This is a genomic window from Micromonospora sp. ATLC16, from assembly GCF_057196645.1.
In genome coordinates, this window is the sequence record NZ_JBXUOW010000039.1 from 22,781 (window position 1) to 36,915 (window position 14,135).

Annotated in this window: 16 protein-coding genes and 1 riboswitch; of the genes, 6 read left to right on the forward strand and 10 right to left on the reverse strand. The window is 72.0% G+C overall.

Going from position 1 to position 14,135, the window contains the following annotated elements; genetic code table 11:
• Nucleotides 1-42: 42 nt before the first annotated feature.
• From AC2CHE_RS17370 to AC2CHE_RS17380, 3 genes are all read right to left on the reverse strand, one after another.
• Nucleotides 43-828, reverse strand: a complete 786-nt coding sequence (locus AC2CHE_RS17370; RefSeq protein ID WP_484505933.1) for a hypothetical protein — start codon at nucleotides 826-828, stop codon at nucleotides 43-45.
• A gap of 228 nt (nucleotides 829-1,056) precedes the next feature.
• Nucleotides 1,057-1,455 (reverse strand): hypothetical protein, encoded by a 399-nt coding sequence (locus AC2CHE_RS17375; protein ID WP_484505934.1) that lies wholly within the window; start codon nucleotides 1,453-1,455, stop codon nucleotides 1,057-1,059.
• Nucleotides 1,456-1,552: 97 nt separating this feature from the next.
• Nucleotides 1,553-1,879 carry a helix-turn-helix transcriptional regulator gene (locus AC2CHE_RS17380; protein WP_484505935.1) on the reverse strand — a complete coding sequence of 109 codons (327 nt, stop codon included), beginning with the start codon at nucleotides 1,877-1,879 and terminating at the stop codon, nucleotides 1,553-1,555.
• A 207-nt stretch (nucleotides 1,880-2,086) separates the two neighbouring features.
• Between AC2CHE_RS17380 and AC2CHE_RS17385 the strand changes: the two genes are divergently transcribed.
• The gene (locus tag AC2CHE_RS17385; protein WP_484505936.1) at nucleotides 2,087-2,785 is read left to right on the forward strand and encodes a carbonic anhydrase; all 699 of its coding nucleotides are present in this window, start codon (nucleotides 2,087-2,089) and stop codon (nucleotides 2,783-2,785) included.
• 76 nt (nucleotides 2,786-2,861) lie between these two features.
• On the opposite strand, the gene AC2CHE_RS17390 is transcribed toward AC2CHE_RS17385, so the two are convergent.
• The 3 genes from AC2CHE_RS17390 to AC2CHE_RS17400 form a co-directional block, all read right to left on the reverse strand.
• A complete protein-coding gene (locus tag AC2CHE_RS17390) occupies nucleotides 2,862-3,878 on the reverse strand; it encodes a coiled-coil domain-containing protein (protein WP_484505937.1) in 1,017 nt (338 codons plus the stop codon).
• 3 nt (nucleotides 3,879-3,881) lie between these two features.
• Nucleotides 3,882-4,013: riboswitch (cyclic di-AMP (ydaO/yuaA leader) on the reverse strand.
• Nucleotides 4,014-4,179: 166 nt separating this feature from the next.
• Entirely contained in the window at nucleotides 4,180-5,526 is a 1,347-nt protein-coding gene (locus tag AC2CHE_RS17395) for a YibE/F family protein (protein WP_484505938.1), read from the reverse strand.
• A gap of 276 nt (nucleotides 5,527-5,802) precedes the next feature.
• Complete coding sequence (locus AC2CHE_RS17400) at nucleotides 5,803-6,099, reverse strand: metal-sensitive transcriptional regulator (protein WP_484505939.1); 297 nt, start codon at nucleotides 6,097-6,099, stop codon at nucleotides 5,803-5,805.
• 115 nt (nucleotides 6,100-6,214) lie between these two features.
• Here AC2CHE_RS17400 and AC2CHE_RS17405 point away from each other — a divergent pair, with 115 nt between their 5' ends.
• The 4 genes from AC2CHE_RS17405 (at nucleotide 6,215) to AC2CHE_RS17420 (ending at nucleotide 9,934) form a co-directional block, all read left to right on the forward strand.
• Nucleotides 6,215-6,424 (forward strand): heavy-metal-associated domain-containing protein, encoded by a 210-nt coding sequence (locus AC2CHE_RS17405; protein ID WP_484505940.1) that lies wholly within the window; start codon nucleotides 6,215-6,217, stop codon nucleotides 6,422-6,424.
• A gap of 32 nt (nucleotides 6,425-6,456) precedes the next feature.
• Entirely contained in the window at nucleotides 6,457-7,428 is a 972-nt protein-coding gene (locus tag AC2CHE_RS17410; protein ID WP_484505941.1) for a hypothetical protein, read from the forward strand.
• Between the two features lie 11 nt (nucleotides 7,429-7,439).
• Entirely contained in the window at nucleotides 7,440-9,689 is a 2,250-nt protein-coding gene (locus tag AC2CHE_RS17415; protein ID WP_484505942.1) for a heavy metal translocating P-type ATPase, read from the forward strand.
• Between the two features lie 71 nt (nucleotides 9,690-9,760).
• On the forward strand, nucleotides 9,761-9,934 hold the full coding sequence (locus AC2CHE_RS17420) for a CsbD family protein (RefSeq protein ID WP_484505943.1): 174 nt from the start codon (nucleotides 9,761-9,763) through the stop codon (nucleotides 9,932-9,934).
• Between the two features lie 58 nt (nucleotides 9,935-9,992).
• On the opposite strand, the gene AC2CHE_RS17425 is transcribed toward AC2CHE_RS17420, so the two are convergent.
• Together AC2CHE_RS17425 and AC2CHE_RS17430 are read right to left on the reverse strand one after the other, a co-directional pair.
• A complete protein-coding gene (locus tag AC2CHE_RS17425; RefSeq protein ID WP_484505944.1) occupies nucleotides 9,993-10,952 on the reverse strand; it encodes an anti-sigma factor RsbA family regulatory protein in 960 nt (319 codons plus the stop codon).
• Nucleotides 10,949-11,794: an MEDS domain-containing protein gene (locus AC2CHE_RS17430; RefSeq protein ID WP_484505945.1), complete on the reverse strand. Its 846-nt coding sequence runs from the start codon at nucleotides 11,792-11,794 to the stop codon at nucleotides 10,949-10,951. Before AC2CHE_RS17430 ends, AC2CHE_RS17425 begins: the two co-directional genes overlap by 4 nt.
• 116 nt (nucleotides 11,795-11,910) lie before the next feature.
• On the opposite strand from AC2CHE_RS17430, the gene AC2CHE_RS17435 reads away from it, so the two are divergent.
• Entirely contained in the window at nucleotides 11,911-12,486 is a 576-nt protein-coding gene (locus tag AC2CHE_RS17435) for a sigma-70 family RNA polymerase sigma factor (RefSeq protein WP_484505946.1), read from the forward strand.
• A 9-nt stretch (nucleotides 12,487-12,495) separates the two neighbouring features.
• Here AC2CHE_RS17435 and AC2CHE_RS17440 read toward each other — a convergent pair whose 3' ends face one another.
• Both AC2CHE_RS17440 and AC2CHE_RS17445 read right to left on the reverse strand, forming a co-directional pair.
• A complete protein-coding gene (locus AC2CHE_RS17440; protein WP_484505947.1) occupies nucleotides 12,496-13,359 on the reverse strand; it encodes a zf-HC2 domain-containing protein in 864 nt (287 codons plus the stop codon).
• Nucleotides 13,360-13,470: 111 nt separating this feature from the next.
• Complete coding sequence (locus AC2CHE_RS17445) at nucleotides 13,471-14,097, reverse strand: universal stress protein (RefSeq protein WP_484505948.1); 627 nt, start codon at nucleotides 14,095-14,097, stop codon at nucleotides 13,471-13,473.
• Nucleotides 14,098-14,135: the final 38 nt, after the last annotated feature.

The following is a 14,135-nucleotide window of genomic DNA, read 5'->3' on the forward strand; positions in this document are numbered from 1 at the left end:
CGACACTAATTGCCGGAGACCGAGCCGGCGGGCGTTCGGGTATCAGTACGCGGCGACCGGTGCCCGGCCGACGACCGCCGGGATTTCCCGGGTCTGCTCGACGGCACCGGGTGTGCTCGATGGAAGGACCGACCCGCGTTCCTCTGCCACCGGCAACAGCGCGGCGGCCGCTTCCTCGCGAAGGCTGCGGGCAGCGGCGGCGGAGAGTTCCGCGGCCCGCCAGGTCGCCTGCTCCCGTTCCCGGGCCGCCCGCTGCCGGGTCAGGAGGTGGTCGCGTACCGCCCGGCGCAGCAGCAACTCCTGCTCCACCGGGTGCAACCGGGGATCCCAGCCGCGGTGCGCGAAGACGTCGCTGAGCTGCTCCACCGACAGGTCCCGCCGCCAGTACGCGTCCAGGGCGGCCCGGTGCAGCCAGCGCTCACGGTCGGCGTACTCGGCAGGGGTGCGGGCGGTCTGCGGCAGCGGCATGCCGGCGGCATCGGAGAGCCGGCGTACGTCCGCTTCCGCCGCCTCGTACGCCCGCCATGCCTGCCCGGCCTCGTCCTGCGCGGCGAGCCACTCGTCGCGGCGGTGCCGGGCCGTCGCGTCGGCCCGCTCCGCGGCGATCGTGACCTCGTCGGCCCAGCGCTCCTGGTCACGTCGTTGCTCGGCGTGGTCGGACCGGCTCGGCAGCGCGGCCTCGCGGATGCGGGTGCCGGCGTCGAAGCGGAAGAGTCGAGGTCGTAACAGCAGGCCGGTGACGGCGAGCATCACCACGCCGAGCAGGCCCAGCCAGATGGCGGCGGCACGGGGCGCGTCGAGCAGGACGGAGGAGAGAGCGGTACGCATCATCAACACCTCGCGGTCGGGGTGGGTCGTCGACTGTGATGGACGCGGATCGTGACGGCGGGCCGGCTACCCGGAGCGCGGCTGATGCCGTTCCCGGGCGGTCGGATCGGACTCACCGGGACGTCCCGGGATCACTGCGGCGGTGGCGCGATGAGGTCGACCGGCCGCTGGGCCTGGCCGGCGGGCGGCAGTGTCACCTGGCTCGATCGGTCGGCCGGACCGCGTCGGTCAGCCGGTGGGTGGGCCGCGCCGGGTCGGCTCGCCAGCACGGACGGCGGGCACCGGGGCGACGCGGTGGTCGATCCGGGTGGCGTCGGCCGGCGTGGCGTCGGCACCTGCGGGCGACAGCGGCGCGCTGTTCGCCGAGACCCGCCAATCCTGCCCGGCGTCGACCGCCCGAGCGGGCTCGACGATGGGCTGGACGGCCGACATCGCGGTGGATGGCGAACCGTCGACGACCGCGGCGCTCGGTGGTGGTATGGCGGTGGGCCGGGCCGGCGGATCGGCCGTGACGGCCCCGCCGAGACCTACGGCTAGCACCAGGGTCGCCAACGCCAACCGGGTCAGTTCACGGAGTGCGCACAGCATCGCCGGCCACAGTGGACGGGCGAACGCTGGAGACGACACGGGATCCAACCTATCCCGCCGTCGGCGTGATCGCAGCGCGGCGATCGTTCCGGGTGGGTGAAGCGCGCCACGTCGTCTGATCAGGAGGGCCGTCGGCTCAGTGGTCGGCGGGGTTGGTCACCTGCTCCTTGGTGAAGAGGGCCAGCAGGTCACCCACCTGGTGGTCGGCCTCCGCCGGGTGGCGGAACCGCCCGGCCGGGTTGAGGGTGTACTCGTTGCGCCGGCCCACCCGGGTGCGGTGCAGGTAGCCGCCTGCCTCCAGGTCGGCGACGATGGCCTGAGCGGCACGTTCGGTGACGCCGACCTCCGTAGCGACGTCCCGGAGCCGGGCGGTGGGGTTACGGGCGATGGCGAGCAGGACGTGCGCGTGGTTCGTGAGGAAAGTCCAGTTCCGCACGCTTTCCCGTTCTTCAGTGCTCGCCATGCCGCCATCGTATGACCTGCCGTCCGAGTGCCCCGGCCCGCGTCGTTGCCGGCCCCGGTTCGGTCGAGCGCAAGCGTCGACTGATGCATGAAATACATATCACGTAAAGCTTGACGTGCGTCATCCCGCGTGTGACCGTGATGGCAGCCCGTGACCAGCGCCGGCCGGGATGACCAGGCATTCCTCTCAGAGATGAGGTGCAGCCGGATGAGTCGACCCGGAACGCTCGGTTCCCAGCCCGGACCGGACCGTGAGCCGTTCACCGCGGAGCTTCCCGGTGCCCCGCAGCGGGCCCTCGCCGAGTTGCTCGCCGGCAACCGGCGGTTCGTCACCGACGCACTGCGGCATCCCAACCAGAACGCTGGACGACGGGCCGCCCTCGCGGCCGAGCAGCATCCCTTCGCGGTGATCGTCGGCTGCTCCGACTCCCGACTCGCCGCCGAGATCATCTTCGATCGCGGGTTGGGCGACCTCTTCGTGGTGCGTACCGCCGGGCACACCGTCGGGCCGGAGGTCCTGGGCAGCGTGGAGTACGCGGTGGCCGTCCTGCGTACGCCGCTGGTGGTGGTGCTGGGCCACGACTCGTGCGGCGCTGTCCAGGCGGCCCGCGAGGCACTGGCCACCGCCACGACGCCGCCCGGGCATCTGGGTGCCGTGGTCGACGCCGTGGTGCCGAGTCTGCACCGGGCAGAGGATGCCGGAGTGCACGACCTGGACGGCATCGTGGACATCCACATCGCCCGGACGGTCGAGACGATGCTGGCCTCCTCCGCGACCCTCGCGGCCGAGGTGGTTGCCGGGCGATGTGCGGTGGTCGGCATGTCCTACCGGCTGGCCGCCGGTGAGGTGCGGGCGGTCGCCGCGGAACCCGCCGAACTCGGCGGTGCGCTGGCGACCGCACCCTGATCCGCTCGGTGATCGGACCGAAAGGGCCGTCCCGCCACGGCTGGCGGGACGGCCCTCGGTGCGTCGCGTCGGGCGGTCAGAGCAGTGACACGTGCACGTGGTCGGTGTGGTTGGACGGGCCGCTGTAGGAACTCCAGCGCTCCGTGGCCGCGAACCAGATCTGCCGGTTCCAGATCACGTAGTAGATGCCCAGCCGGTCGGCGTTGCGGACCAGGAAGGCCGCCAGGTTGTTGCCGTAGATCCGGGTGTCGTTGTTGTGCCACGGGCTGAAGCCGCTGTTCTGCAACGACCAGTCACAGGCCCGGCCCTTGGGATGCTCGAACTTGTCGCCCGGTCGGAAGCAGCCGACGAACCGGTTGAACCCGGCCCGCTTGACCTCCTTGTACATGTGCAGCGTCCGCGGCGTGATGCAGCCCGACGTGGTGGGGTCGTTCTGGCTGCACGACTCGGGCTTCCAGCCGCCGTCCGAGGACCGGTTCGGCGCGATCCTGGCCACCGGCGAGGTGGCGTCCACCAGTCCGCCGGTCAGGCCGACACCGCCGACCAGCCGGAGGGACTTCTCCGCCTCACTCTTCTTGCGCGCCATGTCGTTGGTCAGCTTCTTCTGCTCGCGCACCTCGGCGTCGAGCGCGAGCTTGGCCTGCTCGGCACGAAGCTTGATCGCGTTGACCTCGCCCAGCTTCTTGTCGTTGACCAGGTTCAGCTCGTCCAGTGCCGACGCGCGGTTGATGAACGAGTCGGGTGCGCCGCTCTGCAACAGCATGGCGATCGCGCCGACCCGGCCCGTCCGGTACGACTGGGTGGCGATCTGAGCCACCTGCGGGGAGAGCGCGTCCAGGTCGGCCTGGGCGGAACGGACCTCAACCGCCAGTCGGAGCTGGCGCTTCTTGGACTTCTCCAGCTTGGCCTTGGCCTTGGAGTAGTCCCGGGTGGTCGCCTCGATCAGATCGTTCAGCATCGGCGGGTCGTCGTCGTGCTCCGCGGGTTTGGGGTTGTTCGGTGCGGCCGGCGCCGGCATCGGACCAGCGAACACGGCGAACGCGGCGAACACGGCCACCACGGGCGTCAGCCAGCGGCGTAGGGGTGCCGTCACTGTTTTCCCTTCCATCGACCGCCGACCGGGTTAGCTGACGGGTTCGGGACGGAAGTGGCCCCTACCGCTCTCGCGGATTCACCCCACGTACTCGGGTCCTCGGCTCGCCTCGCGGCGATTGGGCGGTGGCACCGCAGGCGCCGCTGCGCGCCTTCGGCGATGACCGGCAGTGAGGTTACCTGAGGGTCCATCTGTGCTTCTACGCCCCGAACCCGACGAGATGCGTCATTTCGTAATCGCTCTGCGTGACCAGCGACACGATTACGAGCCGCATTGGCAGGGGCGGTCACGTTGAGGGGTGTCACCATGTGGTGTCCGTGCTCCTGTCCGGTTCGGGCCACCCCGAAGGGGCGGCGGGGGACGTGTTTCGGTTGGGTGGGGTGCTCAGAGCGCGGAGCGCCTCGGCCCGGTCCGTCGCCGGCCGGGGAATCACGGGGGTGGACGCACCGCTGGGGACGCCGGTGTCGCCGCGTCCGGCGGTGGTGACGACCGCGGCCAGCGCGGTGGTCAGCGGTACCGCGGCGACCAGCCCGAGCGTGGCGACCACGCTTCGGACGATCTCCGTGGTGAGGAACTCGCTGGTCAGGATCTGCCCCAGCGCACGGGAGTCCGCGGTCAGCAGAAGCAGGAGCGGCAGCGAGGCGCCGGCGTACGCCAGCACGATGGTGTTGACCACCGAGGCGATGTGGGCCCGCCCGACCCGGGTGGCCGAGCGGTACAACTCCCGGCGGGAGAGGTTCGGGTTGGCGTGGCGCAGCTCGTTGACCGCGGCGGCCTGGGTGACAGTGACGTCGTCGAGGACCCCCAGCGAGCCGATGATGATGCCGGCCAGCAGCAGACCGTGCAGGTCGACGTCGGCGCGGAACATGGACAGGGTGGTGGCGTCCTCGCTGCCGAATCCGGTCAGGTGGGTGGCCCCGGTCGCGGCCAGCCCGAGCAGCCCGGTCAGCACCAGACTGGCCAGCGTGCCGAGCACGGCCACCGAGGTCTGTGCGGATATGCCGTGGGTCAGGTACAGCACCACAAACATGATCAACGAGGCGCCGACGATGGCCACGGCGAGCGGCGGCTGGCCGGCGCTGATGCCGGGCAGCACGAAGGTCAGCAGGATGGCGAAGCTGGCGGCCAGGCCGCCCAGCGCCGCCAGGCCCCGCAACCGCCCGAAGGCGACGATGGCGGCGGCGAAGAGCACGGCCAGCCAGATCAGCGGCTTTCCGCGCTGGTGCTCGGCGATGTTGTAGGAGCTGATCGAGGGGTCCTCAGGGTCGATCAGCGAGACCAGGATGACGTCGTCGTCGACCTCGACGTGGGGCGCCCCCGGCCCGGCAGGGACAGGTGTCTGCACCTCCTGTCCGGCGTCCGGCCCGGTCTGGACCCGGACGGTGACCGTGCCGCAGGGACCGTCCGCGGCCGTCGGGGTGCCCTCGGGCACCACCGGGTTGGGTGGACAGGGCTCGCTGACCACTCGGATGACCGTGCCGTGGTAGCGGGGGGCGTCGTCGGTGGCCTCCGGGCGGGGGGCGTCCCGAGGCCAGAGCACGATGGCGGCGACCAGGGTGGCGAGGAACAGGGGGACCACGGTCACGACGAGAATCCGCCGCACCCCGGGTGGGGTGGGCGGAGCGGAACGGGTGTGGTCGGCGCCCATTCAGTGTCTCCCAACGATTTCAGGGCTGAGTACGTGTCGACGGGCGAGACGGTTCAGTGCTGCCGGCCGGCGATCTGGAAGGGCAGCCTGAATGGCCCGAACGTGGCGGGGTGGCTGCGTACCGTGAGCTGTGGCTTGGCCCGGGACGACCGTGGAGGCGTGTGCCCGGCAGTGACCGCGGGCGGCGCGGCACGGATTTCGGCTGGCCATCGTGTGCGAATGGTAACCAGCCCGACCTGCCGACGCAGGTCGCGAGGGGTACGTCGGCGGGTCGGCTCAGCCGCGCTTCATCAGTCGGCCCACGGCGGCCATCATCTCGGCCGCCATCTCGTCGGCCCGACCCTCGGCGGCGCCTTCGTGCATGCAGTGCCGGGCGTGCCCGTCGAGCAGGCCGAGGGCGACCTTGTCCAGGGCGGCCTGAATGGCCGAGATCTGCGTGAGCACGTCGATGCAGTAACGGTCATCGTCGACCATCTTCTCGATGCCGCGCACCTGGCCCTCCACGCGGCGCAGCCGGGCGAGGAGTTGATCCTTGCTGGCGGTGTAGCCACGGATCGGCGCGGGGGTGCTCATGCGGGCAAGGATAACCTACCCCTGGGGGGTATGGTACGGTCGGTGCGAAGGATACCCCCTGCGGGTATAAGGGCGGGTGGTCGACCCACCCTTCCGAAGAGGTGAGGAGAGTGCCATGGTCAGCACGACGTACCAGGTGCAGGGCATGACCTGCGGACACTGCGTCAACGCGGTCAGCACCGAGGTCGGTGCGCTCGAGGGTGTCAAGGACGTTCAGGTTGATCTGGCCGCCGGTCGGGTCACCGTCACCAGCGACCAGCCGCTGTCCGACGACGCGGTACGTGCCGCCGTGGACGAGGCCGGATACGAGCTCGCCGACGCCTGAACTGGTCGGCGGGCGGAAACCGAGGGTCAACCATGCATACGGCGACGAAGCTGAGCGGCTTCGTGCTCGGCCTGGCGGCGGTGTTCGGCGCGGCGTACGGGTTGGGGCAGCTGACCGACCCGGTCAACGTGGTCGCCACCGGCCACGACAGCGGGGGCGCGGACCACAGCGGTGGTCCCGGCCACGAGGGCGACGACAGCCCGGAGCACGCGGCCGGGCACCTGCCCGGCGGCCTGCTCGTTTCCGACCGTGGCTACACCCTGGTGCCGGTCGACGCGTCACCGGGTGAGTTCGCGTTCCGGATCACCGGCCCCGATGGCCGTCCGGTGACCGGGTTCGACGTCACCCACGACGAACGGATGCACCTCATCGTGGCCCGCCGCGACCTCTCCGGCTTCCGGCACGTCCATCCGGAACTGGCCGAGGACGGCACCTGGCGTGTCGCCTCGCCGCTGGGCTCTGCGGGGGTGTGGCGGGCCTTCGCCGACTTCGTCCCGACCGGCGGCGACCCCCTGACGCTCGGCGTCGACGTGACCGTCCCCGGAGCACTGACCGAGCGACCGCTTCCCGCCCCGACGAGCAGCGCCACGGTCGACGGTTACACAGTCGTCCTCTCCGGCACCCCGCAGCCCGGGCGTGCCACGACGCTGACGCTGACCGTCAGCCGGGGCGGCGCACCGATCACCGATCTGGAGCCCTACCTCGGCGCGTACGGTCACCTGGTGGCGCTGCGTCGTGGCGACCTGGCATACCTGCACGTACATCCGGAGGGCGAGCCGGGAGACGGGCGGACCGCCCCCGGCCCACGGGTCAGCTTCGCCACCGAGTTCCCCTCGGCCGGCGCGTACCGGCTCTACCTCGACTTCCGCCACCGGGGTGTGGTGCGTACCGCCGAGTTCACGGTGCAGGTCGGAGACCCGGGCGGCACCACCGGGCCGGCCGACCGGCCTGCCACCCCCGGGTCCGCGGACGGGCACGGGACTCCCGGGCACGAGCACGACTGACGGGACCAACAATGAGTACGAGCCGACCCCTGACCGCCGCACCGCACCTGATCGAGTTGGCCATCGGCGGGATGACCTGCGCGTCCTGCGCCGCCCGGATCGAGAAGAAGCTCAACCGGATGGACGGCGTGCAGGCCACCGTCAACTACGCCACCGAGAGGGCGACCGTCTCCTACGCCGACCCGGTCACCCCGGGCGACCTCGTCGCCACGGTCGAGAAGACCGGTTACCGGGCCGCCCTGCCGCCGCCCACCCCGGCCGCACCAGCGGTCGCCGCCGAACCGGCGGACCCGCTTGCCGCCCTGCGTACCCGGCTGTGGGTCGCGGTGGCGCTGAGTGTGCCGGTGATCGCGCTGGCCATGGTGCCGGCCTGGCAGTTCACCCACTGGCAGTGGCTGTCGCTGACTCTGGCCGCCCCGGTGGTGGTCTACGGCGGGCTGCCCTTCCACCGGGCCGCGCTGGTCAACCTGCGGCACGGCGCCGCGACCATGGACACCCTGGTGTCGCTGGGCACGCTGGCCGCCCTCGGCTGGTCGGTCTGGGCGTTGTTCCTCGGCACCGCCGGCACCCCGGGGATGACCCATCCGTTCAGTTTGGACATCGGCCGTACCGACGGCGTCGGCAACATCTATCTGGAGGCGGCGGCCGGGGTGACCGCCTTCATCCTCGCCGGCCGCTACTTCGAGGCGCGGGCGAAGCGAACCGCCGGGGCGGCCCTGCGGGCCCTGCTGGAACTGGGCGCCCGGGACGTGTCCGTGCTGCGTGACGGGGTGGAGATCCGGATCCCGGTCGACCAGCTCGCGGTGGGCGACCGCTTCGTGGTGCGGCCCGGCGAGAAGATCGCCACCGACGGGACGGTGGAGGAGGGTTCCTCGGCGGTCGACGGCAGCCTGGTCACCGGTGAGTCGGTACCGGTCGAGGTGGCAACGGGCGACGCGGTGATCGGCGGCTGCGTCAACGCCGGCGGCCGGCTGGTGGTCACCGCGACCCGGGTCGGTGCCGACACCCAACTCGCCCAGATGGCCCGGCTGGTCGAGCAGGCACAGAGTGGCAAGGCCGCCGCCCAGCGGCTCGCCGACCGCGTCTCCGGGGTGTTCGTGCCGATCGTGATCGCCCTGGCCGCCGGCACGCTGGGCTGGTGGTTGGGCAACGGCGCCGAAACGGCCGCCGCCTTCACCGCCGCCGTGGCGGTGCTGATCATCGCCTGCCCGTGCGCCCTCGGCCTGGCCACCCCGACCGCGCTGCTGGTCGGCACCGGGCGGGGCGCTCAGCTCGGCGTTCTGATCAAGGGGCCGGAGGCGTTGGAGTCCACCCGGCGGGTGGACACCGTGGTGCTCGACAAGACCGGCACCGTGACCACCGGCCGGATGAGCCTGCTCGCGGTGACCCCCGCATCAGGCGAGCGACGCGACGAGGTGCTGCGGCTGGCCGCGGCCCTGGAGAGCGGCTCGGAGCATCCGGTCGCCCGGGCGGTGGTGGCCGGTGCCGCCGAGGTCGGCGTGCTGCCGCCGGTCGCCGACTTCGCCAACGTGGCCGGGTTGGGCGTCACCGGCACCGTGGCCGGCCGCCAGGTGCTGCTCGGCCGGGCGCGGCTGTTGGATGAGCGAGGTCTGGTCGTACCGGATGATCTCGCCCGGGCAGCGACCGACGCGGAGGCGGCGGGGCGCACGGCCGTGCTGGTCGGCTGGGACGGCCGTGCCCGTGGCCTGCTCGCCGTGGCCGACCAGGTGAAGCCGACCAGCCGGGAGGCGGTACGGCGGCTGCGTGCGCTCGGCCTCAGGCCGGTGCTGCTCACCGGTGACAACAACACGGTCGCCCGGGCGGTGGCCGGCGAGGTGGGCATCGACGAGGTGATCGCGGAGGTGCTGCCGACGGAGAAGGTCGAGGTGGTCGCCCGGTTGCAGGGGGAGGGCCGGGTGGTGGCGATGGTGGGCGACGGCGTCAACGACGCCGCCGCGCTGGCCCAGGCGGACCTCGGCCTGGCGATGGGCACCGGCACCGACGTGGCGATCGAGGCGTCCGACCTGACTCTCGTCCGGGACGACCTGCTGGCCGCCGTGGACGCCATCAGGCTGGCCCGCGCCACGCTCGGCACGATCAGGGGCAACCTGTTCTGGGCTTTCGCCTACAACGTCGCCGCCCTGCCGCTGGCGGCGGTCGGGCTGCTCAACCCGATGATCGCGGGGGCGGCGATGGCGTTCTCGTCGGTGTTCGTGGTGGCCAACAGCCTCCGGCTGCGCCGGTTCCGCCCTGTTTTTTGAAATTTTCTGGTTGGCTGATGCCGGGCTGGGTACCTAATTGACGTAGCGACACGGATCCCCGGGAGGGTGACATGGGCGTCGAGGACAAGTTCAACAACACCACCGAGAACGCCGGCGGCAAGATCAAGGAAGGCGTGGGTCGCGCCACCGACGACGAGCGCCTAGAGGCCGAAGGTCGCGGCGACCAGACGAGCGCCAAGCTCAAGCAGGCCGGCGAGAAGATCAAGGACGCGTTCCGCAAGTAGTCCAGGTACGCGACGAACCGCCGGGCCGGTGCACACCGGCCCGGCGGTTCGTGTGTGCTCAGGCGCCCAGCGGTCGGCCCGCGGTGAGTCGCAGGGTGAACCCCTGCTCGTCGCTGTGGTGGGTGACGTGGTTGCACGACTGGTGGGTGATCCACAGGCCCAGACCGCCCGGCACCCCGTCGGCCGACGGCAACAGCCCGGCGTACGAATCCTGGGGGCCGGAACCGACGTCACTGACCGTGGCGACGATGCGGTCCGCGCCCGCCCACAACCGGAACCGGACTGGGGGACGGCCGTGCCGCAGCCCGTTGGTGACGGTCTCGCTGACGGCGACGACGAAGTCGTCGAACTCGTCATCCCGTAACCCGCCCTGGCCCACCTGGTGCACCGCCGCGCGGGCCTGCGCCGCCGTCGGGCCGAGCAGGTCAACCAGGGGCGGGGTCGTCTGCATCGGGTCGGGCGGCATCGGGCGCGTCTGGCGCAGGAAGGTCTCCGGCGGGACGTAGTCGACACTCGGCAGGTGCCGCCCGTCGGCTGCGGCGAAGCACGGGTGAGTGGCGGCGACGTCCGCCAGCACCCCGGAAGCGGTGGTCCGGGTGTCGTAGGCGCACATGCTCCACAACGGCCAGTCGTCGTACGCGTGGTTGACCGCCGACTCGTACCGGGCCCACCAGTCCCAGGTGGGGCCGAGACCGAGCGGCGGCACCTCGCCGATGATCCGGATCTGGGTGGCGCCGTCGGCGACCAGATCGGCGAGAAGCTGGCGGTACATCCGGATGGCGGCGGTGGGCCGGGCGTAGACGTCACCGCCGGCCAGGAACTCGACCTTCGTGTCGGCCGGCAACGCGGCGCGGACCAGGTTGCCGGTGCGCTCGCCGAGCGCGACGAAGGTGGGCTCGTCCGCCGCCACCCCGTCGACCAGGAATGGCACCACTACGGCGAGCAGTTCCTCGTCGGAGCCGTAACAGAGAGCCTCGTGGAAGTAGCCGGTGCGTTCGGCCGCCGCACCGGTCCTCACCGAGCCACCTCCACCCGTAGGTCGGGCAGGTCCAGCAGGGCGGCGAGCCGGGCCACCCCGGAGCGGGCGGCCCGCAGCACCACCGTCACCTGCCGGTCCCGGGCATACTCGTTCAGGTGGATGAGCGCCCGGTGGTCGAGGAAGCGGAGCCCGTCGGCGTCCAGCACCAACTCGTCATCCACGGGTTGCAGATCCGCGCGGTCCAGCGCGGTGCGGAACAGGTCGTGGTTGGACGGGTCCAACTCGCCGGCGAGAGCGGCCTGCCCCTGGGCCAGCGGTACGGCGTACAGCCGGAACAGCAGCTGGCCGAGGTTGTGTTCCGGGTGTAGGCAGGCCAGCTCGGCGACCGCCGGCTCGCCCAGCTGCGAGCGGTCGTAGGCGCACATCGCCCGGAACGGCTCGGTGTGCATCATCTCGTTCACGCGCTGCTCGTAACGGGCGAACGCGTCGCGTTGCGCGGTGGTACGGACCAGCTCGGTGGCGTCGGCGGCCACCCGCAGGCCGGTGTATCCGGCGGCGACCGCCTCCCGGGTCGCCCGGTGGTAGGCCGCCACCTGACTCGCCGGATCGATCACCCCTGTGCTGCCGTAGGCGCCCTCGAGGGAGCGGACCTGGGCGGCGCCCGTCAGCAACGCGTCGGCGAAATTCCGGACACCGAGCAGGAGATCCCGGACCGGCTCGGCGGGACCGGGGACGATGAACCAGACCCGCTCGCCGGCCGCCAAGCCGGCGCGGAGGAACTCCACGGCATGGGTCATGAACCCGGCCGGGCCGTCGTACGCCCAGCAAAGGTGCCCGTACCGCGGTGGTTGGTCGGGCAGCACGGCACTCCGCTCGCTCACGTGAGGTGCCCCATCAGTGCAGTCTACGGCCTCGTCCGGAGCGGGCCGGCAACGCCGGTCGCCCCGGTTGCCGGTCCGCGGGAACCAACCGGCGATTTCCACCGACCAATACGGCGATGACAGCCGTAACGGACGACATCAGTGGATACGCGCTCGCCGCGGGCCGAGGCGACCATGCCGCCGCGGCAGCGTTCGTGCGGGCCACCCAGCACGACGTACGACGGTTCCTGACCCACCTGCCCGGGGTGCGGGAGGTCGACGACCTGGTCCAGGAGACGTACCTGCGAGCCTGGCGGGCACTGCCGTCGTTCGCCGGCCGCTCCACCGCACGGACCTGGCTGCTCGCCATCGCCCGCCGGGTCGCGGTGGACCAGGTGCGCGCCGCCACCTGCCGGCCACGGACCGCGAACCTCAGCGACTGGCAGACCGCCGCGGAGAGCACACCGGCCGGCGTGCGTGCCGGGGTGGACGAGCAGGTGGTGCTCTGTGGATTGCTCGACGGTCTCGCACCCGAGCGGCGGGAGGCGTTCGTGGCGACCCAGTTGCTCGGCCTGCCGTACGTCGAGGCCGCGCAGGTGTGTGACGTGCCGGTCGGCACCATCCGGTCCCGGGTGGCCCGGGCCCGCGAGGACCTGATCGCGGCGATGCGGGCGGCCGACCATCCGGCGGACCGCCCCGGCGCGGTCGGCTGAGATGTCCCGTCAGGCCACCCGCCGCTGGTCGCGGCGCCGGCCGTCATCGCCGGGGGCGGTCCGGCTGCGGACCGGTGCGGCACTCTGGTGGGCGTGGGCGGCAGAATGCCGGGCCTGGGCCGAGTAGGGCGGCAGCAGTCGCAGCGGGGCGGGTTCGTCGACCTCGTCGAGGCGCAACTGCCAGCGGGGCCGCTCCGGCTGGTGCCGGTCGCTCGGTGTGCCGGGCTGGCGGGAGCTTCGTGCCAGCAACAAGGTGATCAGGTAGCCGACCACCAGGAAGCCGTGACTCACCAGCCGTTCCACCGCGACCTGCGAGGCGACGAGGTCGTTGACCGACAGCAACACCAGGGTGACCACGAAGGCACCGAGCATCGGCAGCAGCCCCGACGGTGAGGTCCGACGCAACGCGACGAACAGGAAGCCCGCGCCCACCGCGACGTTCCATGCGGCGGATTCGTGCCACAGGTGCTGGCCGTTGGAGTGCAGGTGCTCGGCGACCTCGGCCCGGCCGATCTGCGCCAGCCCGAGCACCAGTTGCACGGCACCGAGTAGACCCAGCGCGGCCCGCAGCCCGTTGACCAGACTGGCTCGCCCGCCGGCAGCCGGCGACCAACGGGTCGGCAGCGCGGCGGCGACGAGCGTGCGCCGGCGCCGGCGGGGCGGCGGCGCGGCGGCGAGAATCGCCTCGGTCAGATCCGGCAGCGGGGTCACCACCTGGGTACGCGCCCGGCGGGTCACCTTCGCCGCCGAATCCAGCCAGGTCCGGCATCCGGCGCAGGTCTCCAGGTGCCCACCGACCCTGCGCTGCTCGTCCGCCGTGACCTCACCGTCCAACTGCGCCGACAGAATCTCCCGCCACTGCTCACACCGCATGTACCTATAGTCGCTCCCCGGACCGGCATGGTTCCCGGTCGGAATCGCCGTAACCGGCCGGCACCGAGGTCAGGGCGCCGGGCGCGGCACTCTGGCGCGGGCCGTGGGAGGTCAGCGGCCCGGCAGGCTGCCCAGCAGGACGGCCCGCGTGGACCGATGGGCGAGGCCCTCGGCGACGCTGCCCAGCAAGCGGTCGCCTATCCCGTGTCCGTGCCGGCCGACCACCAGCAGATCCACGTCCCGGTCGTCGGCAACCGTCAGCAGGGCGTCGACGGGATGACCGGTGACGACCACGGTGGTGGGCCGGGGCAGCCCGTCGGGCAGTCCGGCGGCCCACTCGTCGATCATGCGGCGGGCCTGCTCGTGCTCCCGCCGGGATTCCGCGTCGGTCAGGTCGGGGCTGGTCACGGTGACCAGGACGAGTTCACTGGTGCTTCCGGTGAGGGCGTGGCCGATGGCTCGCAGCGCCCGGTCGGAGTGCGCCGAGCCGTCCACCCCGACCAGGACGCGCAGCCCGGTGCCGACCGGTTCGGCCGGCCGGTGGCGTACGTCGACCAACTGCGGGCGGGCCCGGCCCCGCTCGACCGCGATCGGCACGAACAGCGGCCCGAGCAGCGCACCCACCAGATACCAGAGCGGGCTACGATGCCCGCCCCGGGTGACGAAAACCGCAGCCGTGCCCAGACCGACGGTCAGCCACAGCACCGCCACCAGTGCCGCGTACCACCACTCAGACACGACGTTTCCCGCCGGTGGATGGGGCCTTCGAGTTGGCA